Raw genomic sequence first — 21,780 nt, 5'->3', positions numbered from 1 at the left:
CAGCCCGGCGCCCGGCCCCTGCCGCCGCGCCGGGCACCGTCGCGCCCGCCCGCCGCGCTCTGACGGTCCCGCGGATCCGTCTTCGATGTCGCGGCCTCCTTCCGCGGGGCTTGTTCAGTTGGTGAGAAGGAGGCTGTCGACCAGGCCGGTGGCCGAGGTGATGGGCGCGGTGCCGAGCAGGCAGCCGGGCAGGCCGGCGTAGTAGCTGGTGCCGCTGGTGATGCGGGTGGCGGTGTCGCCGAGGTAGCGGCCTGCGGTGACGGTGCCGGTGGCGGTGACGGTGCCGGTGACCAGGACGGGGACGTTCCAGGCGATGGTGCTGGTGCCGCCGGTGGCGTCGGTCCAGGTGACGGTCTCGGTGACGGCGGGGCCGGGGCCGAGGGTGAGGCAGGACAGGGTCACCGAGACGGTCTCGGCTCCGGTGCCGGTCGAGCCGATCGGGCAGGTGCCGTAGGTGTAGGTGCCGGTGACGGTGATGGCCTGCGGGGTGGTGGTCGCGGGGGGTGAGAACGTGCGGGCGAAGGTGCCGAGGCATTGCACGTCGATGCCGGCAGCGGATGCCGGGTGGGTGGGCAGGGTGAGGGCGGCCAGGGCGAGCAGAAGGGCGCCGGCCCAGCGGCCGAGGACGGTGCGCATGGCGGTTCTCCTGGGCGGATGTCGCCACGAAGCGTCGTGGCCGCGGGAGGTGGTGCGGGCCCGCGATCCGGGCCCGCCGTCGTGGTCCACCAAGGTGTCGTCGCCGTTGCCGTCGCGGACGGCGCGGACCGCGTGACCGGCCGCCTGATCAGGTGACCGCCGGGGTCGGCAGCCGGTGGCGATGCCGTCCCACAGCGCGGTTCACTCGGGAAGGACGTTCTTGGCGTACTCGCCCTCGTAGTTGCCCGGGGGTTCGAAGACGAAGACGATGTAGGTCTCGAAGTAGTCGCCGCCCTGGCCGGCCGCCCGGGCGGCGCCGACCCTGGTGGAGCCCGTCCAGACGAGCTGGCTGAAGTGGCCGGTCTTCTCCGGCACGCCGGGCGGGTTGGCCCAGTCGTAGTTGGCGATCTCGCTGTACCAGGAGGCGACGGCGGCGGCGGCGGAGAGCGGTGTGGGGTCAGTGCCGCCGCCCCAGAAGATGTTCTCGCCGGTGCCGTCGCGCAGGCCGTCGTGCCCGGCCGACAGGCCCTGGTGTTCCGATCGGGAGGCCGCCCTGGACTTCGCGTACGCGACGAGCTGGGGGTCGAGGGTGAGCGGCGGCGCGTGGTGCTTGGCCCGGCAGGCGTTGGCCTCGGTCAGCGCCTTGGCCAGGAAGTCGTCGTCGGTGGCGTCCGGGAGAGCGTCGCGGGTTCCGGGCATCTTCGATCACCTCGGTGTGAAAGGGGGGAAGAGCGGAGCCCTTGAATCATGTTCTAGGCCAATCCGCCGGTCAATGTCCGATAGTGGCCATCTCGCTACGTTACGTTAAGTTGGGTCCGGATCGGAATCTATGGCGCGGATGTAAAGACTCCGGCGCGCACGATTCCCCCGAACCGGACGGGACGTAGAGACCCGAGACGGTGTCAGAGCTTCGGGACCGCGGGCTCCTGGGCTCGAGCGTGCCGCCAGGTCGAGCTCGGAGGGAGCGATGTGCGGCAGCGGCACCACGGTGCCGGTGCCGGGCGGCGTGTGGTGGCGGATCGACGACCGCGTGAGTACCGCTGGATGTCGCGGTAGAGGGCCTGGATGGTGAACAGGATGCCGTGCGGCTCCGGCCGGAGTCGAGCGGCGTGGGCGAGCATGGGAGCATGAGCACTCTTCTGGTCACGGGCGCGGCGGGCTTCATCGGCGCCAACTTCACCCGGTACTGGCGGCGCGAGCACCCGTCGGACGCGGTCGTCGCTCTCGACCTCCTCACCTACGCCGGCGACATGAGCAACCTCGCCGGCCTCGCGGAGGAGATCGTCTTCGTGCGCGGCGACATCGGCGACAGGGAGCTGGTCGCGCGGCTGCTGCGCGAGCACCGCGTCGAGGTGGTGGTGAACTTCGCCGCCGAGTCGCACAACAGCCTGGCCGTGCTGGACCCGGGGCGGTTCTTCCGCACCAACGTCCTTGGCACCCAGTCGCTGCTGGACGCCTGCCGCGACGCCGACCTGCGCCGGTTCCACCACGTGTCGACCTGCGAGGTCTACGGGGACCTGGCGCTGGACTCGCCGGAGGCGTTCACCGAGCGCTCGCCCTACCGGCCGCGCACCCCCTACAACGCCAGCAAGGCGGGCGCCGACCACGCCGTGCGGGCCTACCACGAGACCTACGGGCTGCCGGTCACGCTGTCGCACTGCGCGAACAACTACGGCCCGTACCAGTTCCCGGAGAAGGTGCTGCCGCTGTTCACCACCCAGGCGCTGCGCGGCGAGCCGCTGCCGATGTACGCCTCGACCGGCAACCGGCGCGAGTGGATCCACGTGGAGGACCACTGCCGGGCGATCGACGCCATTCTGAGCGAGGGCCGGGACGGGCGGGCCTACCACGTGGGCACCGGCGACGAGGCCAGCGTCGAGCGCCTGGCCGACCTGGTGCTCGACGAACTGGGCCTGCCCGCGGAGCTGAAGACGATCGTCCCTGACCGTCCCGGGCACGACCGGCGCTACCTGCTGGACTCCGGCCGGATCCGGCGGGAGCTGGGCTGGCGGCCCCAGGTGCCGTTCGAGCCGGGGGTGCGGGAGACGGTCCGGTGGTACCGCGACAACCGGGCGTGGTGGGAGCCGCTGCTCGGCCGCCGCCCGGTCCACGAGCCGGGCACCTGACGGGTCGCGCTCGTGGCGCCGCCGGACGGTGGTGACGGTGGCGGCGGTCAAGGGCGACGGGCCGTGCGGGGACGCCGGGCGCGCGGACCGCGCGGGGACGGGACGCAGGCACCTGAGCGGGGCCGGCGGGGGCCGGGCCTCGGCCGGGAGGGCGGCCGGGCCCGGCGGTCAGCGGTCCAGGTGCACGCGGCTGTGGTCGCCCAGGACCAGACGGTGCGCCTTGGGCGCGGACTCGGCGGGCGCGACGGTCACGTCCTTGCCGACCAGCGAGTCCTGGATGCGGCGCACGCCGCGGATGACCGACCGCTCCATGACGATCGAGTACTCGATCTCGGTGTCCGACAGCCGGCAGTCCGCGCCGATCGAGGTGAACGGGCCGACGTAGCTGTCACGCACCCGGGCGCGGGCGCCGATGACGAGCGGGCCGACCAGGTGGGACCGGCTGACCTCCGCGCCCTCCTCGACCACCACCCGGCCGATCACCTTGGTGTCGCCGCACACGCGCCCGGCGAGGCGGTGCTCGGCGGTCTCCAGGACCATCCGGTTGCACTCGAGCATGTCCTCGACCCGCCCGGTGTCCTTCCAGTAGCCGGAGATGACGTGCGAGCGCACGTCGGCGCCCTGGTCGATCAGCAGGCGCAACGCGTCGGTGATCTCCAGTTCGCCGCGGGCGCTGGGCGTGAGCGCGCGCACGGCCTCGTGCACGCGCGGCGTGAACAGGTACACGCCGACGATCGCCAGGTCGCTGACCGGGTGCTCGGGCTTCTCGGCGACGCCGACGACCCGGCCCGCCGGGTCCAGCTCGGCGACGCCGAAGCCGCTCGGGTCGGGGACCTTGGTGAGCAGGATGCCGGCGTCCGGGCGCGAGCGCCGGAAGTCGCCGACGAACTCGGCGATGCCGTCGACGATGAAGTTGTCCCCCAGGTACACCACGAAGTCGTCGTCGCCGAGGAAGTCGCGGGCGATCAGCACGCAGTGCGCGAGGCCGAGCGGCGCGTGCTGGGGGATGTAGGTGACGCGCAGCCCGAAGCGTGAACCGTCGCCCACCGCCGCCCTGACCTCGGCGGCGGTGTCCCCGACGATGACGCCGGCCTCGCGGACGCCCGCGTCGCGCAGCGCCTCCAGGCCGTAGAACAGCACCGGCTTGTTGGCGATGGGCACGAGCTGCTTGGCCGAGGTGTTGGTGATCGGCCGCAGCCGGGTGCCGTGGCCGCCGGCGAGCACCAGGGCCTTCATTGGGGCCTTCATCGCGCTCCCGCGCCGGGATCCACCCCGGCGAGCTTCTCGAGGACCGGCACCAGCTCGGCGGGCGCCGGCTGCCGGCGGATGTCGTCCTGGACGGCGCGCGCCGCCTCGCCGTAGGCGGGGTCGCCGAGCAGGCCGCCGACGATCTCGCGCACCCGGTCGGCGGTGGCGTCGGCGGGGAACAGGTGGTGCCCGGCCCCGGTGGCCGCGAGCTGCTCGATGCTGATGCGCGGCTCGGGCACCTCGGTGATGCCGAGCTGGGGCACCGCGTTCGCTGCCGAGGTCAGCGTCGTGCCCGCTCCGCCCTGGTGGACGATGGCGGCGCAGGTCGGCAGCAGCATGTGCAGCGGCACCCACTCCACCATGCGCACGTTGTCCGGCAGGTCGCCGAGGTCGCGGCGCAGCTCGGCCGAGCCGGCGAAGACGACCTCGACGTCGAACGAGGCGACGACGCCGACCACGCGGCGGACCAGGTCGCTCACGCTCTCGCCCATGATGCGCTCCTGCGTCGTGCCCCAGGTGACGCAGACGCGGGGCCGCCCGGTGTTCTGGAAGAGCCAGTCCGGGGAGGAGCCGGGGCCGTTGTAGGGGACGAAGCGCTCCTGGTAGCGGTTCAGCGAGGTGGGGGCCGGGCGGATGGCGAGATCCTCCGACAGCCGCAAGGACGGCGGGCAGGGGTCGATCCACTCGGTGGGGTTCACGCGCGGTTCCACGCCGAAGCGCTCGAACAGCCTCAGGAAGCCGGGAAGCGGCTCGCTGCCGAGGTCCTTCATCTCGATGCGCAGCAACCCGGGCGAGCCGAACATGTGGGCGACGGTGGGCACGTCCAGGACCTGCCCGGTCACCGGCCCGGCGAAGGTCACCGGGTCGTGCACGATGACGTCGGGGCGCCAGGACCGGGCGTAGGCGACCATGTCGTCCACCATGGCCTCGCACATGGCGAACTGCATGTTGGCGAGGTTCTCCAGCATGCCCGACCACGCCGCCCGCTGCTGCTCCTCGGGGGTGCCCGCCTGGACGTCGCGCTTGGGCGCGAAGTCGCCGCGGGCGAGCATGGCCGCCAGGTCGAGATCGTGGCCGACCTCGACGGCCGGCAGCCCTGCCCGCGTGGTGGTCTCGGCGAGCGAGGGGGTGCTGACCATCCTGACCTCGTGGCCGGCGGCCATGCAGGCCCAGGCGAGAGGCACCATCGGGTAGAAGTGCGGGCGCTCGGGGAAGGTGGTGAAAAGCAGGCGCATGCTCGTCGCCCTTCTCGGATCCGTGGACAGGCCGAGCGAAATGCTCCCGGCGCCGCATCGAGCGCCGGTCGAACAGCGGTCGAGCAGCCTGTTTCCGACCGTTCTCGTCCACCCCTCGAGAAGGCGAAGCCTTAATCGGTGCTCTGACGTCCCCCCACGTTCGGAGCCAGACATGGACGGAAACGCCCTCACGGCCGCCGTTCCCCCCGCGCCCCTCACCCTCGCGGAGCCGCCCGGCGCGGAGCCGCCCGGCGCGGAGCCGCCCGGCGCGGAGCCGCCGGCGCCGCTCGTCCCGTACGCGCCGGGGTTCCAGGCCGACCCTTACCCGGTGCTGGCGCGGCTGCGCGAGTCCGACGCGGTGGCGTCCATCCCGCATCCCTTCCTCCCGGACGTGCCGGCGTGGCTGGTGCTGCGGCACGCCGCGGTCCGCGCGCTGGTCACCGAGGGAAAGGTGGTCAAGCCGGTGGAGGAGGGCGAGCCTCCTTCGCTCAACAGCGCGCCGCCCGACCACACCCGCCTGCGCGCCCTGGTCCAGCAGGGGTTCTCCACCGGCAGGATCGAGGGGATGCGCGCGCGGGTGCAGCGCGTCGCCGACGACCTGGTGGACGGCTTCGCCGCGCGGGGCGAGGCCGACCTGATCGCCGAGCTGACCGGCCCGCTGCCGGTCGCGGTGACCGCCGAGATGCTGGGGGTGCCCGAGGACGAGCACGGCGAGGTGCGGCGGCGCACCGCCGGGTTCCTCTACGGGGAGTCGCCGGAGGGCCGCGACCGGTCCTTCGCGGAGTCCTGGGAGTACCTCACCGAGCTGGTCGCCGCCAAGCGCGCCCGGCCGGGCGCCGACATGACCAGCGCGCTCATCGCCGCCCGCGACGGCCAGGACCGGCTCAGCGAGGACGAGCTGCTGCGGATGCTGCTCACCCTGCTGGTCAACGGCTTCGCCACCACGATCTGGTTCCTCGCGAGCGCCGTGCACGCGCTGCTGGCCGCCCCCTCCCAGCTCGACCTGCTGCGCGAGCGGCCGGACCTGCTGCCGGGGGCGGTGGAGGAGGCACTGCGGTACGAGCCGGTCGTCAGCGGCGTCACGTGGGTGGCCGAGCGGGGCCTGATCGTGGACGGGGTCCCCATCGGGCAGGGGGACCTGCTGATCACCTCCTTCCAGTCGGCCAACAGGGACCCGCGGGTGTTCGCCGACCCCGACCGGTTCGACATCACCCGCTCCCCCAACCCGCACCTGGGCTTCTCGCACGGCATCCACCGCTGCCTGGGCGCTCCGCTGGCGCGGCTGGAGACGCGGATCGTGCTCGCCACCGTGCTGCGCCGGCTTCCCGGGCTGCGCCTGGCCGGCGAGCCGCGCTGGCAGCCGAACAAGGTGGTGCGCGGCCTGGAAGCCCTGCCCGTGACGTTCATCCCCCAGCCCTGACACCGCGACATCGATCGAAAGAGGCACCGATGACGACGACTCCCCCGGCCCCGCCCAGCAGCGACGTCGCGGCGGCCACCGCGATCGTCCGGCTCAACACCGCCTACACCGCGGCAAGGACCCTCCACAGCGCCGTGGAGCTCGGGCTGTTCGAGGTGCTCGCGGAGGCCCCCGCGACGCTGCCGCGGATTCGCGAGCGGCTCGGGCTGCATCCCCGCATGGCCGCCGACTTCCTCGACGCCCTGGTCGGGCTCGGCCTGCTGCTGCGCGACGGCGAGGGCGCGTACTCCAACGCGCCGGCGACGGCCAGGCTCCTGGTGCCGGGCACGCCGGAGTACATCGGCGGCACGGTCGCCAAGAGCGCGCGCCACCACTACACGATGTGGGGGTCGCTCACCGAGGCGCTGCGCGACGGCCGCCCGAAGTCGGCCGGTCTGGCCGACAAGGGGGCGATGGCGCGGCTGTACAACGACGCGGCGGCCACGCGGGAGTTCATGGGCCACATGGACGCGCACAACGGCTTCTGCGGGCGCGAGGTCGCGCGGTGCGTGGACTGGGGGCGCCACCGGGCCTTCATCGACGTCGGCGGCGCGCGCGGCAACGTCGCCGCGCAGATCGTCGGCCGCCACCCGCACCTGCGGGGCGGGGTGTTCGACCTGCCGGCCCTGCGCCCGCACTTCGAGGAGCACGTGGCGGGGCTCGGCGTGGCCGACCGGGTGGACTTCCACCCCGGCGACTTCTTCACCGACGACCTGCCGGAGACCGACGTCGTCGTCATCGGGCACGTCCTGCACGACTGGCCGGTGGAGGTGCGGCAGATGGTCATCGACAAGGCCTTCCGCGCCACCCGCCCCGGCGGCTGCCTGGTGGTCTACGACCAGATGATCGACGAGGAGCGCACCGACCCGCACCCGCTGCTCACCAGCCTCAACGTGCGGCTGGTCCGCGAGGGCGGCTCGGAGTACACGGTGGCGGAGATCCGCGACTGGGCGGAGAAGGCGGGGTACCGGGTGGCCTACTCGGTGCGCGTCAACACCATCGGCGACGACACGGTCTTCGTGGCCGCCCGCGACTGACCGCCCACGACCGCCTGCGACCGACCGCGACCGACCGGCGGCGACCGGCGGCTCGCGGTCGGCGGCTCGCGCCCGGCGGCCGACCCGTTCACGGCCGGCGGGCGCGAGGGGCCGTTCGCGGCCGGCGGTTCGGGGCGCGCGGCCCCGGTCCCGCGGCTCTGCCGCCCGCAGGACCGGGGCCGTGGCTCTGCCGCCCGCAGGACCGGGGCCGTGGCTCTGCCGCCCGCGGGACCGGGGCCATGGCTCTGCCGCGCGCCGGGCCGTGGCCGTGCGCGTTCACCCGTCCGTCGTGGCGGCGGCCATCGGCTTGACCTCGCGGTAGTAGCGGACGGCGCCGGGGTGCAGCGGAGCGGGCGCGGTGTAGACGGCGGTGCGCTGGTGCAGGTGCCGTGCCTCGGCGTGCGCCGCGGCGAACTCCACGCGCGCCTCGAACAGCACGCGGGTCAGCCAGTACGCGTCCGCCTGGGGCATGCGGTCGTTGACGACCAGCAGGTTGTGGATCCCGGCGGTGGGGACGCTGCCCTGGCTGAGGTGGTAGGTCACCGACGGGATCGTCTTGCGGACGTAGACGCCCTGGTAGCGCCGTTGCAGGATCTCGACGTGGTCGCCGAGCGGAATGATGTGAATGGGCCGTAGGTCGGCCAGCCCGGCGATGGCCGGCGTGGGCAGGCCGCCGGAGAAGAAGAACGCCTGGATATGCCCGCCCAGCAGCGCCTGCACCGAGTCGGCGACGCCCAGGCGGGCCAGGCTCGGGCGCGCGAAGCCGCCGACGGCCAGCACCCGCTCGGCGACCAGCTCGGTCCCCGAGCCCGGGGCCCCGGCGCTGACATGGTGCCCGGCCAGGTCGGAAAGGTGGTCGACGGAGGTGCCGCGCAGGCTGATGAGCTGCACGTAGTCGTCGTAGATCTGCGCGAGCGCGGAGATCTTCATCGGCCGCTGGAACGGCGGCAGCCCGAGGAGCGCGAGGGCGACCGAGTCCAGGCTGGCGAAGGCGACGTCGGCCGCGCCGTCGGCGACCAGTCGCAGGTTCTCCACCGACGCGGCGGTGGCGCGGACCTCGGTCTGGCAGCCCCACTGGTCGTGCAGGTGGTGCGCCAGCGCCCGGCCCAGCTCGTAGTACACGCCGCCCTGGCCGCCGGTCGCCACCACGACCCGTCGCAGTGGTGGCCTCTCGTCGGAGCAGCCGTAGAGCGGCAGGACCAGCGGCAGCGCCAGGGCGCTGCGCCGGGCTAGAAGCGGGGTGAGCCGCATGGCCTCTCCTCAGGAAGACGCGTCGCCGCTCGGCAGCGGCAGGCGGACGCGGGCGTCGACGCCGGACGGCTCCGCCCCGCGCAGCTCGAACCGTCCTCCCATGCGGGAGACCAGCGTGGCGCAGATGGCGAGGCCGAGACCGGAGCCGGGCCTGCTCTCGCTGCCCGGTCCCCGCCAGAAGGGGTCGGTGGCGCGGGTGATCGCCTCGGGCGGCATGCCCTCGCCGTCGTCGGTGACCCGGATGACCACCCACCCCCGCTCGCCCGCCTCGGCGCCGCCTCCGCACGGCCCGCGTTCCACCGAGCCGCCGGGGTCGGCGGGCTCCGCCGTCGGCTCGAGGTCCACCCGAACGGTCACGGTCGTCCCGTGCCCGCAGAACTTGATGGCGTTCTCGATGAGCGCGTCCAGGACGTGGATGAGCATGCCGCTGCTGGACACCGCCCGCGCCGACGGCTCTCCGGTGCGGCGCAGGCGCACGCACCGCCGCGCCGCCACCGCCTCCCAGGTGACCACGCGCTCGGTGGCGATCGCGCCCACGTCCTCCACGCAGGTGGTGACCGTGTCGGACTCGGCCCGGCCGAGCGCGAGCAGGCCGTCGCAGATGCCGGTCAGCCGGTCCACCTCCTCCAGCGTCTCCACCAGGCGCGCCTCGCGGGAGGAGTACTCCTCGCACAGGCCCTCGAGCTGGAGCCGCAGCACCGCCAGCGGGGTGCGCAACTGGTGGCTGGTGTAGGAGATGAAGGCGCGCTGCTTGTCGATGAGCAGCTCGATCGTCTTGGCCATCGTGTTGAACGACGTGGCCAGGTTGCGCAGCTCCGGCGGCCCGGTGGAGGCGTCGGTGCGGCGGGTCAGCTCCCCGGCGGTGATCGCGTTCGCCGCCTGGTCGAGCTGGCTGACCGGGCGCAGGATCCAGCGGACCATGGGCTCCATGACCAGCCGCGCCAGCCCGAGCAGCACCAGCCCGCCCATGAGCAGGAGCGTCCACCAGCTCAGCGTCTCCATGCGGGCGTGGCCGGTGGGGGAGATCGTGGCGGCCGCGCCGACGGTCTCGCCGTCCACGACGATGGGCACGGCGACGACCAGGGAGGACACGTCCCAGGGCCAGATGAGCTGGGGGGAGCTGGCCCGCTCGCCCGACAGGGCCGTCTCGATGTCGTCGCGCACGTCGTCTCCGAGCCCGGTGCCGCGCCGGGTGTCGGCCTCGATGCGGTTCTCCCTGGACACCAGCACCGCGCGCACGCCGTACAGCAACTGGTAGCGGTCCAGGTCGGCGGTGATGTCGGTCATCGGCCGGGTGGCGGAGGCCGGCTGGGCGAGGTGGGCGAAGCGCTCGGTGTCGCTCTGCCTGTCCAGCACCATGGTCTGGGTGTCGGTCTGGGCCGTCATCATCGCCGCCGGGATCTCCAGGCAGAACAACGTGAGCACGATGCAGGAGAGGAAGATCACCACCAGGCGTTTTCGCACGGCTCGCCCGATCTCGAATCCTTGGCCGCGCGCGTGGGCTCGGGAACGGAGGGCACGATGATGCGGTAGCCCACCCCGCGGACGGTCTGGATCACGTTGGGCGCGCCCAGCTTGGCGCGCAGGTTGGTGATGTGCACGTCCAGGGTCCGCCGCGCCGCCTGGCCGGTGTCGTTCCAGATCTCCCGCAGCAGGTGGTCGCGGCTGACGATCTCGCCGGGGCTCGCGATCAGGCGGGACAGCACCGCGAACTCCTTGCGGGTGAGGGCCACCGGGTGCCCGGCGCGGTGGACGGCGTGCGCGACGTGGTCCACCGCGACGTCACCGACCGTGACGGCGCCGACCATGCCGGTCCTCGGCCTGCGCATCACGGCCTGCATCCGGGCCTCGAGTTCGGCCATGCTGAAGGGTTTCACCAGGTAGTCGTCGGCCCCGGTGCGCAGGCCGAGGATCCGGTCGTGCTCGGTGCCGCGGGCCGAGAGCATGATGATCGGCACATCGCTGAACTCGCGGATGGAACGGCACACCTCCAGGCCGTCCTCATCGGGAAGACCCAGGTCGAGGAGCATCAGGTCGTACCCGAACGCCTGCCGCGCCGCCGCGCCGGACGCGGCGTGCACGACTTCGTGGCTATGGTTCCTCAACAACGAGCCGAGGGCTTTTGCCATGCGTTCGTCGTCCTCAATCAGAAGAACCCGCATGTCGCCCCCAGTTATGAATGCGAACTCATCATCCCATACTGGTATATGTTCCTGTCCAAGACCATGATCTTACGCCTTAACTGATCGTCAGATCACAACGTCAACCGAATGGTCTTCGGTTGAAGGGCGCGCCGCCCGTACGCCCGATGCCGTCGCCCGTCGCGAAGTACCTGGCCAGCGGTCCCGGCGACCGGCTCGCCGCCACCGGCCCGCGCGCGCCCCGCCGCACTCTGGGGTGCGCGGCCCGTGCCGGCCGGTCGTCAAGAGGGCGTCAGATCACCGTTGTCCGTTTTGTCGGCCAGGAGATATACGAGGGGCGCTCAAAATACCGCCGCTTCCAGGCGCGCGTGACACGGCCGTGACCAACCAGTCCACATATCTGGAAAGGTCGGTATATCGGATGCCACACACCGTTAAACCATCGCCACCGATCACACATGACGTCCCCGGTGCAATACCTCTCGGCAGGATGAGCGAATCAAAAAGATTGTCGGTGAGCGCGCGAAGCGATCGCTGCACGTTTCATCGGGCACGACGGCACGGGCACGCCCGAAGCAGCGCGTCCGCCGTTCTCGACGTCCCGCCCCGGCGAACCGGCGTTGACCATCCGGCGACGCGCGGTGACAATCAGGCGCCACCCGGCACCGCACCCACCCGGCGTCCCCCGCGACTTTCCGTATCCGGCACCTCCACCCCGGCGACCTCGCACCTGGGTCGGCGCCGGAACCGGATCCCCATGACACGGCGCTCCGTTACATCGACCCCATGACACCGCCCCCCGTGACACCGCACACCGTGTCACGCACCCCGTGACACGCACCCCGTGACACCGCACCTCGGTGATCGACCATCGCTCTCGCACTGGAGGTCCACCATGCAGGCCGAAACGCAGGCCGGTTCCGTTCCGACGCGCCGCCGACGCCGGGAGGTCCTCCTGGCGCTCGCGCTGGCGTCCGGTGTCACCGCCACGACCCTGACCGCGACAGGACCGGCCTCCGCCGCGGCCGGATGCCGGGTCGCCTACGTCGTCGCCAACCAGTGGCGCGGCGGGTTCACCGCGAACGTCACCATCACCAACCTGGGTGACGCCCTGACGAGCTGGCGGCTGGCCTGGTCCTTCACCGCCGGGCAGACCATCGCCTACAAGTGGAACGCCGTCTACACCCAGACCGGCGGCGATGTGACCGCCTCCAATGTCTCCTACAACGGCTCGCTCGCCACGGGCGCGAGCACCTTGATCGGCTTCATCGCCGACTCGCCCGGCGCCAACCCTGTGCCGTCCTCCTTCTCCCTCAACGGCGTGGTGTGCGCCGGCCCGCCCGTGCCCACCCCGTCGCCGACCGGCGACCCGGTCCCGCCCCTCCCCACGCCTTCGCGCACCCCCATCGGCGACCCGGCACCGCCCACTCCGCGGGGTCTCGCGTGACTCCGAGGGGTCTCACGTGACCACGACCGGTGTCATCGTGGTCCGGCGCGGAACGCCCGGCGGTAGGCGCCGGGCGTCGTGCCAAGGGCGGTGAGGAAGCGCCTGCGCAGGTTGGTGGCCGAGGAGAGGCCGACGCGGCGGGCGATGGCCTCCACAGCCAGGTCGGAGGACTCCAGCAGGTCGCGTGCCGCGGCGATCCGCCGCGCGAGCAGCCACCGTCCCGGGCTTTCGCCGAGCTGATCGGCGAACCGCCGGGCGAGGGTGCGCGTCGAGACGCCCGCGTGCGCGGCCATGCTCTCGATGGTCAGCGGTTCGCCGAGTCGCCCGGTGATCCACTCCAGCAGCGGCGCGAGCGTGCCGTCGACCTGCGCGGGGTGTGGCGGCGCCGCGTACTGCGACTGCCCGCCCTCGCGGTGGGGCGGCATGACCATGGTGCGTGCGATATGGGCGGCGTACCGGGCGCCCTGGTCGCCGCGGACCAGGTGCATGCACAGGTCGAAGCCGGCCCCGGCGCCGGCGCTGGTGGCCACGTCACCGTGGTCGACGTACAGAACGCCGGGGTCGACCCGGACCCGCGGGAACCGCGCGGACAACTCCGCCGCCAGCGCCCAGTGGGTGGTCGCCCGCCGCCCGTCCAGCAGACCGGCGTGCGCCAGTGCGAAGGCGCCGGAGCAGATGCTCGCCACCCGCGCTCCACGGGAGTGCGCGCGGCGCAGCGCCCGGACGACCTCGGCCGAGGGCGGCTCCTCGGCGGGCAGCCAGCCCGGGACGACCACGGTGTCCGCCCGGTCGAGCGCCTCCAGCCCATCGGTGACGAGCATGTCGTACCCGGCGCAGGTCGCGACCGGGCCGGGGTGCTCGGTGCACATGCCAAAGGTGTACCGCGCCGGCAGTCCCGGCCGGTCGATCCCGAACACCTGGGCCGCGCACGCGAGTTCGAAGGTGGACTGCGGTGCGCGGACGAGCGCCACCACGCGATGCATGGCAGGAAAGTACCGCAGGATGTCTTTCCTGACACTCGGCAGGGACGGCCGCCCGCCGCCAGGCTGGCGGCATGACGACAGAACGGAACACACCCGGCTACGTGTGGTCGGCCGTCCAGGACGCCCCGGTCCGCGAACTGTTCCCCGGCATCCGCGCGCGTCCGCTGTGGACCGGGGACGACGGCGCGAAGGCCGCCGTGCTGGAGATGGACGCCGGCACCTGCTGGCGGGGAGTGGACGTCCACGAACCGGGTCCCGAGGAGGTCTTCGTGGTCTCAGGCGTCTTCAACGACGGCGACCGGGACTACCCGGCCGGTTCCTTCATCCACGCCCCCGCGGGTTCCGCGCACGTCCCGCAAACAAGGACAGGCTGCACCCTGTTCCTCTTCTACCCGGAAGGGTAGATCATCCGACCATCCGCGAACCAGAGCACGCCCCCCGGCGGCGGCCACGTCGAATCCCACTCCGCACCTGCCGGAGCATCGAGGCCGCGGCGCCGCGCGACCGGGCCGCCGGCCCGGCACCGACTTCGGGCCGCCGCCGCGCGGGGACGGGGCTCAGCGCGGGAGGGAGCGGGCGAGGCGGAAGCCGACGTCGTCGATGCGCAGCGTCGGGTGGCTGCGGCGCCGTACCGAGGCGCGGCAGCTCCAGTGCTCGTCGAACCACCCGCCCCCGCGCAGCACCCGGTAGGTGCCGTAGACCTCGGGGTCGTAGAGGTCCCAGCACCACTCCCAGACGTTGCCCAGCATGTCGTACAGGCCCCACGCGTTGGGACGCCTGCCGCCCACGTCGTGCGGTCGTTCGCCGGAGTTGCCGCGATGCCAGGCGATCTCGTCCAGCGTCCCGTACCGGGCGCCCGTCGTGCCGGCACGGCAGGCGTGCTCCCACTCGGCCTCGGTCGCGAGCCGGTAGCCGCCGGAGGCCGGCTCCCACTCGGCGCCCTCCTCATCGCCATGGAGGCGGTAGGAGGGCGCCAGTCCCTCCCTCTCGGACAGGGTGTTGCAGAACCGGAGCGCGTCCCACCACGACACGCTCTCGACGGGCGACCGGTCGCCTCGCGCGGCGCCCGGCCGCCGGCCGGTGACCCGCGCGTACAGCGCCTGGGTGACCGGGACCGCCGCGAGCTCGAAGGGCGCCACCTCGACCGTCCAGTCGCGCCGCGTGCGCCGGTCCGACAGGGTGACCCGCCCCGGCGGGACGGCGAGCATCCCGGTCCGCTCGCTCACCTCCATGGGCCGGCGCTCCCGTCGCGGCCCGGCCCCGGCGGCGTGCGGGAAGGGTGTTCTCCCGGCGTCCGGCCGGGCCGGCCCGCCGCGTTCCGCCGGGGACGGACCCTCATCCGAGGAACCCGGCGGTGGTCGCCACGAAGCGGCCGGGGTCGTCGAGCCACGGGAAGTGGCCGCCCCCGCGCTGGACGACCAGCGTGGCGCCGGGGAACAGCGCCGCGACCTCGGCCATGGCGGACGGCGGGGCGGCCACGTCCGCCTCCCCCGCGAGCAGCAGGACCGGCGCCTGGAACCCGGCGAGCGCCGCGCGCGTGGCGTCAGGATCGAAGGCGCCCTCGGCGGCGTAGACGCCCGCGGCCTCGTCGTTGCGCTGCCCGTCCTCGGCGGCGTGGTGGTCCTTCGCCTCCGCGTCCCACCTGCCGTACCAGAAGGGCACGATGGCCTCCCAATCCTGGGCGGTGGCCTTGCCCTCGGTGACCCTTTCCAGGGCCGCGAAGGCCTCGGGGAACCACGGCTCGCCGGCGCGGAGCCGCGCGGCCTCGCGGCGGTCGTGGCCGGTCACGGCGACGCCGACGGCCATGGTGCTCGGGGTGATCAGAGCGAGCCTGCTGACGCGCTCGGGGTGGCGGGCCGCGTAGAGCACCGCGAGGTTGGCGCCGGCGGAGTGGGCGAGCAAATCCACCTGGTCGAGCCCGAGATGCTCGCGGAGGGCCTCGACGTCGTCGACGAGGCGGTCACAGCGGTAGGTGGCGGGGTCCGCGGGCGTCGCCGACCCGCCGGTGCCCCGGAGGTTCACCATGACCAGCCGCCGGTGGGCGGACAGGCCGCCGAGGTCGGAGAGGTAGGCCGGGTCCTGCATGGGACCGCCGGGCAGGCAGATCACCGGAGGTCCATCGCCGTGAACCCGGAAGGCGACATCGAGACCGTCGTACGCGGCGAAGGTAGGCATGGCCGAATCCTCCCAGCCCCGGCGCCGGGGTGATCCGGCGGGTCGCGTGAGGTCACGGCCCGGGAAGGCGGCCGCTTCTGGCGATCGCGCCGTACACGTGGGCGCTCGGCTTGACCGTGCGGCCGAAGGTGGCCCGGTCCACGGCGATGAGGCCGAAGGTCGGCCGGTAGCCGAGGAGCCATTCGAAGTTGTCCAGCAGGCTCCAGTGGAAGTAGCCGCGGACGTCGGCGCCGTCGTCCATGGCGGCCTTCAGCGCCCGCAGGGCCCGCGTGAGGTACTCGGCGCGGCGGGTGTCGTCGGCGGTGGCGACGCCGTTCTCGGTCACCAGGATGGGGGTGCCCCCGGTGACCGTCGCGGCGTGCCGGACCGCGCCACCGATGGCCTCCGGGTAGTACTCCCAGCCGATCTGGGTGGTCTCCGCGCCCTCGGGGACGGGGAGCGGGCCGTGCGGTCCGATGAGCTCACGGGTGTAGACCTGCACGCCGACGAAGTCGTCCCCCTTGGCGGCCTCCAGGAAGACGTCCTGCCGGGGACGGGCCCACGCCGCGGCGGCCTCTTCGGCGCCCTCGACGGGCTGGTGGTCGACGACGCAGACCGTCCAGCCGCACGCCAGCCCCGGCACCGATCTCAGCACCTCGACGGCTCGGCGATGAGCCGTGATGAAGGCCTCGGTGACGGCCGGGCCGGGCGCCGCGGGCGCACCGCCCGCCGCGCGGGCCGGGGCCAGGTCGTGCTCCAGCATCGCGGCGAAGTTGGGCTCGTTGATGGTGCAGACGTGGCCGACACCTTCGGAGACGATCGGCAGCACCGCCTCGGTGAAGCGCGCGAAACGGGCGGCGGCCTCCGGCCCGGTCCACCAGCCCGATCGGCGGAACCAGCGCGGGACGGTGATGTGCTGGAGGGTCACCACGGGGGTGACGCCGCGTTCGTGGCAGCCCTCCACGACGCGCCGGTAGTGGTCGATGGCCGCCCGGGAGAACCGCCCCTCCTCCGGCTCGACGCGGCTCCATTCGAGGCTGAAGCGGTAGGCGTTGAGCCCGATGCCCGCCAGCAGGCCGACGTCCTCGCGCCAGCGGTGGTAGCCGTCGCAGGCGTCGCCGCTCGGCTCGGCGAAGACGGTGCCGGAGGCGTGCTCCATCTCCCAGAAGTCGCTGGCGACGTTGCCGCCCTCGATCTGGTGACCGGCCGACGACGCGCCCCACAGGAACTCCGGCGGGAAGGCGCTCAGGTTGGGCATACCTGGTGCTTAGACGCGCCCCGGACCGCTGTCAACCCGGAAGCGCGGGCAGCTGGAGGACGGCGCGGCCTTCGGCGGGCTTGCGGGGACGGCCGGGGCGGCGGTGCCAGCGGGCGGCGAAGGCGGCGATGTCCGCCCGGGCCCACAGCTTGCCGGCGGCCAGGACGCAGAGCGGCGCGGGGAAGTCCGGCCGTTCGGCGAGCTGGTGCACGCGGGCCCGGGAGACGCCGAGGATCTCCCCGGCCTCGACGGCGCCGACGAGGTCGCGGCGGCCCGGGTCGCGGCGGGCCAGCTCGGCGAGCGCCGCCAGGAGCAGTTCGGCGGTCTGCCAGTCGCGGCGGCCGTCCTGGCCGAGTTCGACGGCGAGTTCGGTGACCTCGGCGGCGGTGTGGCCGAGGGCGACGGCGACGGCCCTGGCGGCGATGAGCAGATCACGGCCGCGCGGTGTGTTCGTGGCGTCCACCATCGCAGCGTCTCAAAACCATAGAAACATCGCAAGGTTTGATCTCTCGCCGACGGCGGACACAGGGGTGCGGCCTGCCCGGACACGGGGTGGAGGGCTGGTGCGCCCGGCGCCGGACGCCTCCTCGGACAGGGGCGCGGGCGGCCCGTTCGGGGTGGGGCGCCGGGGTGTCGTTGACAGGGCCGGGGGCCGGAGACCAGACTTTGGGGGCACTATAATGAACAACTGTTCGCCAGGCGAACACTCTCACGATCATCCGACAGCGCGTCGAGAGGGCTCTGGCCGCGCCGACGCGAGGACGAGGGACATTGGCTGACATCCGTACGCTCCCGGAAGCGGTGGCGGAGCTGATCCACGACGGCGACGCGGTCGCGATGGAGGGCTTCACCCACCTCATCCCCTTCGCCGCGGCCCACGAGGTCATCCGGCAGGGGATCACCGACCTGACGCTGATCCGGATGACCCCCGATGTGATCTACGACCAGCTCATCGGCGCCGGGCTCGTCAGGAAACTGGTGTTCTCCTGGGGCGGCAACCCGGGCGTCGGCTCGTTGCACCGGTTCCGGGACGCGGTGGAGAACGGCTGGCCCCGCCCGCTGGAGGTGGACGAGCACAGCCACGCGGGCATGGCCAACCGCTACGTCGCCGGGGCCTCGGGGCTCCCCTTCGCCGTGCTGCGCGGCTACCGCGGCACCGACCTCGCCGGCCGCACCGACACCGTCGCCACCGTGACCTGCCCGTTCACCGGCGAAGAGCTGGCGGCCGTCGCGGCGCTCAACCCCGACGTCACCGTCATCCACGCCCAGCAGGCCGACCGGGAGGGCAACGTCCAGCTCTGGGGGCTCACCGGGGTGCAGAAGGAGGCCGCGCTCGCCGCCCGCCGGGTACTGGTCACCGTCGAGGAGATCGTCGAGGAGCTGCGGCCGCGCCCCGGCGCCGTCGTCCTGCCCGGCTGGGCGATCACCGCGGTCGCGCCCGCGCCCGGCGGCGCCCACCCCTCCTACGCGGCGGGCTACTCGGTCCGTGACAATGGCTTCTACCAGGCGTGGGACCCGATCTCCCGCGACCGTGAGAGGTTCGCCACATGGCTCAGGGAGAACATCACGCACGACGCGCCGGCTCCCGCGAGCCAGGACACCCCCACCCGATGACGGCCCGCACGATCCCCGGCGGCACGGCCGCGCGGCGAAGCAGCCCGCGCCCGATGACGGCCCGCACGATCCCCGGGGGCATGGCCGCGCGGCGAAGCAGCCCGCGCCCGATGACGGCCCGCGCGATCCGGAGCGGCACGGCCGCGCAGAGCGAAGGAGCCCGCGTCCGATGAGCGACTGGACGCCGGACGAGGTGATGACCGTCAACGCGGCCCGTGCCCTGGCCGGGGCGCGCACCTGCTTCGTCGGCATCGGCCTGCCGAGCACGGCCGCCAACCTCGCCCGCCGCACCTGCCGCCCCGACCTCGTCCTGATCTACGAGTCCGGCGCGCTCGGGTCCAAGCCCGCCCGGCTGCCGCTGTCCATCGGGGACGGCGAGCTGGCCGACACGGCCGACGCGGTGGTCTCGGTCCCCGAGGTGTTCAACTACTGGCTGCAGGCGGGGCGCATCGACGTCGGGTTCCTCGGCGCCGCCCAGCTCGACCGGTTCGCCAACATCAACACCACCGTCATCGACCGCGGCCCCGGCCGGCCGGAGGGACGGCTCCCCGGCGCGGGCGGGGCACCGGAGATCGCGGCGAGCTGCCGCGAGGTGTTCATCGTGCTGCGCCACTCGACCCGCAACTTCGTCGACCGGCTCGACTTCACCACCTCGGTGGGCCACGGGACGGGACGCGGCGACCGCGAACGGCTCGGCCTGCGCGGCGGGGGGCCGGTGGCCGTCATCACCGACCTCGGCGTCCTGCGCCCGGACCCGCGGACCGCCGAGCTGGTCCTGACCGAGCTGCACGCCGGGGTGACGGTCGAGCAGGCCCGCGCCGCCACCGGCTGGCCACTGAAGACGGCCGACCACGTCGCCACCACCCCGCCCCCCACCGACGCCGAGCTCACGGCCCTGCGCACCCTCAAGGCCGCCTGAGATGCCGGCCGCGCCCGGCGCCAGGCGTTCCCGGCCGTCCGTCCACCCGTCTTCACAAGGAGGGCCGCGCATGAGTCTCCTGACCACCGGCAAGAGATCGGTGCGCCAGTGAGCGAGGTGTACATCGTCGACGCCGTCCGCACCCCGTTCGGCAAGTACGGCGGCGCGTTGTCGAAGGTCCGCCCGGACGACCTGGCCGCCCACGTCGTCCGGGCGATCGCCGGCCGCAGCCCCGACCTCGACCCCGCCCGCATCGACGATGTGTTCTTCGGCAACGCCAACGGGGCCGGCGAGGAGAACCGCGACGTCGCCCGCATGGCCGTCCTGCTGGCCGGGCTCCCGGTCACCGTCCCGGGCACGACGATCAACCGGCTGTGCGGCTCGGGGATGGAGGCCGTCGTCCAGGCGGCCCGCGCCGTCGCCGCCGGGGACGCCTCCGTCGTCGTGGCCGGCGGAGTGGAGTCCATGTCGCGCGCGCCCTACGTCCTGCCCAAGCCCGAGCGGGCGTTCCCTGCGGGGCACCAGGAGATGTACTCCACCACGCTCGGCTGGCGCATGGTGAACCCGCGCATGCCCGCCGAGTGGACGGTCGCGCTCGGCGAGGGCGCCGAGCTGATCGCCGGCAAGTACGGGATCAGCCGCGAGCGGCAGGACGCCTTCGCCCTGGCCAGCCACCAGAAGGCGGCCCGCGCCTGGCGGGAGGGCGCCTACGCCGGCGAGGTCGTCCCCGTGGAGGGCGTGGAGCAGCCGCGCGACGAGGCGATCCGCGACGACACCTCTATGGAGTCCCTGGCCAGGCTCGCGCCGGCCTTCCGCCCCGACGGCGGCACCGTCACCGCGGGGAACTCCTCGCCGCTCAACGACGGCGCGGCGGCGCTGCTGCTGTGCGACGAGGAGGGGTTGCGGGCCGTCGGGCGCGAGCCGCTCGCCCGCGTCCGCGCCTCCGCCGTCACCGGCGTCGAGCCGCAGTACTACGGCCTGGGCCCCGTCGAGGCCGTACGGCGGGCGCTGGCCCGGGCGGGCAAGGGGTTCGGGGACCTGTCCGTCTTCGAGCTCAACGAGGCGTTCGCCGCGCAGGCCCTCGGCTGCCTGGCCGAGTGGCCGGGCCTGGACCCGGCCGTCGTCAACCCCCGCGGCGGCGCCATCGCCATCGGCCACCCGCTCGGCGCCTCCGGGGCCCGCCTGGCCGGGGCGGTCGCCCACCAGCTCGCCGCCGCGGGCTCCGGCACCGGGCTCGCGGCGTTGTGCATCGGCGTGGGACAGGGCATCGCCCTGGTCCTGGAAAGGTAGCGACAGACACATGCCCACCACCCCCGAGCCGTCTCCCGCCGTCCCCGCACCGGCCGGCAACGCGCGCGAGGCCGGCCCGCCGGTCGGCGGCGCCGCCGCGCCGGTCACCCAGGAGATCATCAGCGCGGAGATCACGCAGGCACGGCAGGACTACGTCAAGGCCGTCGAGGGCGGCGCGGCCCGCCGGGACCACCCGGCGCGGGGCTATCCGCCCTACCGCAGCAGCCTGCTACGTCACCCGCGCCACGACCTGGTGGCGGTCGGCGACCCCGAGGCGGTGGAACTGAGCGGCCCGGTGTTCGGCGTCACCGACGTCACCGACCTGGACGCCGACCTCACCGGCCAGCATCACGGGGAGCCGCTGGGCGAGCGCATCCACCTCACCGGACGGGTGCTCGACGGGGACGGCCGGCCGGTGCGCGGGCAGCTCGTCGAGATCTGGCAGGCCAACGCCTCCGGGCGCTACGCCCACCAGCGCGACCGGCATCCGGCGCCGCTGGACCCGAACTTCACCGGCGTCGGCCGCTGCCTGACCGACGACGAGGGCCGGTACGCCTTCACGACGATCAGGCCGGGCGCCTACCCGTGGCGTAATCACGACAACGCCTGGCGGCCCGCGCACATCCACTTCTCGGTCTTCGGCTCCGCCTTCACACAGCGGCTGATAACGCAGATGTACTTCCCGGGCGACCCGCTGTTCACGTTCGACCCGATCATGCAGTCGGTGACCGACGACGCGGCCCGCGAGCGCCTCGTGGCCCGGTACGACCACGACCTGTCGACCCCGGAATGGTCGCTCGGATACCACTGGGACATCGTCCTGTCCGGCCCCGCCGCGACCTGGACCGAACCGGCCTGATGACCCGCCCACTCGGACACCGATGGGACATCGTCCGGTCCGGTCCCACCGCGACCTCGACCGAACCGCCCCGCCGGGACACCGTCCGGTCCGACCCCGGCGCGACCTGGACAAAACCGCTAC

General features: G+C 73.4%; 21 protein-coding genes. 9 read left to right on the top strand and 12 right to left on the bottom strand.

Annotated features, from left to right (window positions below; genetic code table 11):
* Nucleotides 1-114: 114 nt before the first annotated feature.
* Together ABZU32_RS19215 and ABZU32_RS19210 are read right to left on the bottom strand one after the other, a co-directional pair.
* Nucleotides 115-636, bottom strand: coding sequence for a hypothetical protein (locus ABZU32_RS19215; RefSeq protein WP_354923869.1), 522 nt, complete (start codon nt 634-636; stop codon nt 115-117).
* Between the two features lie 201 nt (nt 637-837).
* On the bottom strand, nt 838-1,335 hold the full coding sequence (locus tag ABZU32_RS19210; protein ID WP_354923867.1) for a CAP domain-containing protein: 498 nt from the start codon (nt 1,333-1,335) through the stop codon (nt 838-840).
* A gap of 428 nt (nt 1,336-1,763) precedes the next feature.
* Here ABZU32_RS19210 and rfbB point away from each other — a divergent pair, with 428 nt between their 5' ends.
* The gene (gene rfbB, locus ABZU32_RS19205; protein ID WP_354923865.1) at nt 1,764-2,762 is read left to right on the top strand and encodes a dTDP-glucose 4,6-dehydratase; all 999 of its coding nucleotides are present in this window, start codon (nt 1,764-1,766) and stop codon (nt 2,760-2,762) included.
* Between the two features lie 168 nt (nt 2,763-2,930).
* On the opposite strand, the gene ABZU32_RS19200 is transcribed toward rfbB, so the two are convergent.
* Together ABZU32_RS19200 and ABZU32_RS19195 are read right to left on the bottom strand one after the other, a co-directional pair.
* Nucleotides 2,931-4,010, bottom strand: coding sequence for a glucose-1-phosphate thymidylyltransferase (locus tag ABZU32_RS19200; RefSeq protein ID WP_354836417.1), 1,080 nt, complete (start codon nt 4,008-4,010; stop codon nt 2,931-2,933).
* On the bottom strand, nt 4,007-5,245 hold the full coding sequence (locus ABZU32_RS19195; RefSeq protein ID WP_354923864.1) for a nucleotide disphospho-sugar-binding domain-containing protein: 1,239 nt from the start codon (nt 5,243-5,245) through the stop codon (nt 4,007-4,009). Before ABZU32_RS19195 ends, ABZU32_RS19200 begins: the two co-directional genes overlap by 4 nt.
* 172 nt (nt 5,246-5,417) lie before the next feature.
* On the opposite strand from ABZU32_RS19195, the gene ABZU32_RS19190 reads away from it, so the two are divergent.
* Both ABZU32_RS19190 and ABZU32_RS19185 read left to right on the top strand, forming a co-directional pair.
* A complete protein-coding gene (locus ABZU32_RS19190) occupies nt 5,418-6,665 on the top strand; it encodes a cytochrome P450 (RefSeq protein WP_354923862.1) in 1,248 nt (415 codons plus the stop codon).
* Nucleotides 6,666-6,694: 29 nt separating this feature from the next.
* Nucleotides 6,695-7,741 (top strand): methyltransferase, encoded by a 1,047-nt coding sequence (locus ABZU32_RS19185; RefSeq protein ID WP_354923860.1) that lies wholly within the window; start codon nt 6,695-6,697, stop codon nt 7,739-7,741.
* A 276-nt stretch (nt 7,742-8,017) separates the two neighbouring features.
* Here ABZU32_RS19185 and ABZU32_RS19180 read toward each other — a convergent pair whose 3' ends face one another.
* The 3 genes from ABZU32_RS19180 to ABZU32_RS19170 are packed head-to-tail and all read right to left on the bottom strand — an operon-like array spanning nt 8,018 to nt 11,154.
* The gene (locus ABZU32_RS19180; protein ID WP_354836425.1) at nt 8,018-8,992 is read right to left on the bottom strand and encodes a TAXI family TRAP transporter solute-binding subunit; all 975 of its coding nucleotides are present in this window, start codon (nt 8,990-8,992) and stop codon (nt 8,018-8,020) included.
* A 9-nt stretch (nt 8,993-9,001) separates the two neighbouring features.
* The gene (locus tag ABZU32_RS19175) at nt 9,002-10,456 is read right to left on the bottom strand and encodes a HAMP domain-containing sensor histidine kinase (protein WP_354836427.1); all 1,455 of its coding nucleotides are present in this window, start codon (nt 10,454-10,456) and stop codon (nt 9,002-9,004) included.
* Nucleotides 10,435-11,154, bottom strand: a complete 720-nt coding sequence (locus ABZU32_RS19170) for a response regulator transcription factor (RefSeq protein ID WP_354836429.1) — start codon at nt 11,152-11,154, stop codon at nt 10,435-10,437. The genes ABZU32_RS19175 and ABZU32_RS19170 overlap by 22 nt, the downstream gene beginning before the upstream one ends.
* A gap of 874 nt (nt 11,155-12,028) precedes the next feature.
* Between ABZU32_RS19170 and ABZU32_RS19165 the strand changes: the two genes are divergently transcribed.
* Nucleotides 12,029-12,580: a cellulose-binding domain-containing protein gene (locus tag ABZU32_RS19165; protein WP_354923859.1), complete on the top strand. Its 552-nt coding sequence runs from the start codon at nt 12,029-12,031 to the stop codon at nt 12,578-12,580.
* Between the two features lie 32 nt (nt 12,581-12,612).
* Here ABZU32_RS19165 and ABZU32_RS19160 read toward each other — a convergent pair whose 3' ends face one another.
* Complete coding sequence (locus ABZU32_RS19160; protein ID WP_354923857.1) at nt 12,613-13,563, bottom strand: helix-turn-helix domain-containing protein; 951 nt, start codon at nt 13,561-13,563, stop codon at nt 12,613-12,615.
* A gap of 71 nt (nt 13,564-13,634) precedes the next feature.
* Here ABZU32_RS19160 and ABZU32_RS19155 point away from each other — a divergent pair, with 71 nt between their 5' ends.
* Entirely contained in the window at nt 13,635-13,967 is a 333-nt protein-coding gene (locus tag ABZU32_RS19155; RefSeq protein ID WP_354836435.1) for a cupin domain-containing protein, read from the top strand.
* 153 nt (nt 13,968-14,120) lie between these two features.
* Here ABZU32_RS19155 and ABZU32_RS19150 read toward each other — a convergent pair whose 3' ends face one another.
* The 4 genes from ABZU32_RS19150 to ABZU32_RS19135 all read right to left on the bottom strand — a co-directional run bounded on the left by ABZU32_RS19150 (nt 14,121) and on the right by ABZU32_RS19135 (nt 17,441).
* The gene (locus ABZU32_RS19150; protein ID WP_354924037.1) at nt 14,121-14,771 is read right to left on the bottom strand and encodes a formylglycine-generating enzyme family protein; all 651 of its coding nucleotides are present in this window, start codon (nt 14,769-14,771) and stop codon (nt 14,121-14,123) included.
* Nucleotides 14,772-14,898: 127 nt separating this feature from the next.
* Nucleotides 14,899-15,738: an alpha/beta hydrolase gene (locus ABZU32_RS19145; RefSeq protein ID WP_354923855.1), complete on the bottom strand. Its 840-nt coding sequence runs from the start codon at nt 15,736-15,738 to the stop codon at nt 14,899-14,901.
* Between the two features lie 52 nt (nt 15,739-15,790).
* Nucleotides 15,791-16,975 carry a family 1 glycosylhydrolase gene (locus ABZU32_RS19140; protein WP_354923853.1) on the bottom strand — a complete coding sequence of 395 codons (1,185 nt, stop codon included), beginning with the start codon at nt 16,973-16,975 and terminating at the stop codon, nt 15,791-15,793.
* Between the two features lie 31 nt (nt 16,976-17,006).
* Entirely contained in the window at nt 17,007-17,441 is a 435-nt protein-coding gene (locus ABZU32_RS19135; protein ID WP_354923851.1) for a hypothetical protein, read from the bottom strand.
* Nucleotides 17,442-17,746: 305 nt separating this feature from the next.
* On the opposite strand from ABZU32_RS19135, the gene ABZU32_RS19130 reads away from it, so the two are divergent.
* The 4 genes from ABZU32_RS19130 to pcaH all read left to right on the top strand — a co-directional run bounded on the left by ABZU32_RS19130 (nt 17,747) and on the right by pcaH (nt 21,657).
* The gene (locus tag ABZU32_RS19130) at nt 17,747-18,589 is read left to right on the top strand and encodes a CoA transferase subunit A (RefSeq protein ID WP_354923849.1); all 843 of its coding nucleotides are present in this window, start codon (nt 17,747-17,749) and stop codon (nt 18,587-18,589) included.
* Nucleotides 18,590-18,758: 169 nt separating this feature from the next.
* Complete coding sequence (locus ABZU32_RS19125; protein WP_354923847.1) at nt 18,759-19,508, top strand: CoA-transferase; 750 nt, start codon at nt 18,759-18,761, stop codon at nt 19,506-19,508.
* 108 nt (nt 19,509-19,616) lie between these two features.
* Entirely contained in the window at nt 19,617-20,798 is a 1,182-nt protein-coding gene (locus ABZU32_RS19120) for an acetyl-CoA C-acyltransferase (RefSeq protein ID WP_354923845.1), read from the top strand.
* A gap of 10 nt (nt 20,799-20,808) precedes the next feature.
* On the top strand, nt 20,809-21,657 hold the full coding sequence (gene pcaH / locus ABZU32_RS19115) for a protocatechuate 3,4-dioxygenase subunit beta (RefSeq protein ID WP_354923843.1): 849 nt from the start codon (nt 20,809-20,811) through the stop codon (nt 21,655-21,657).
* Nucleotides 21,658-21,780: the final 123 nt, after the last annotated feature.

It is taken from the genome of Sphaerisporangium sp. NPDC005288, assembly GCF_040607475.1.
GTDB lineage: Bacteria > Actinomycetota > Actinomycetes > Streptosporangiales > Streptosporangiaceae > Sphaerisporangium > Sphaerisporangium rhizosphaerae.
Note: the sequence above shows the minus strand (reverse complement) of the source record. Positions and strands in the feature narration are given on the sequence as shown.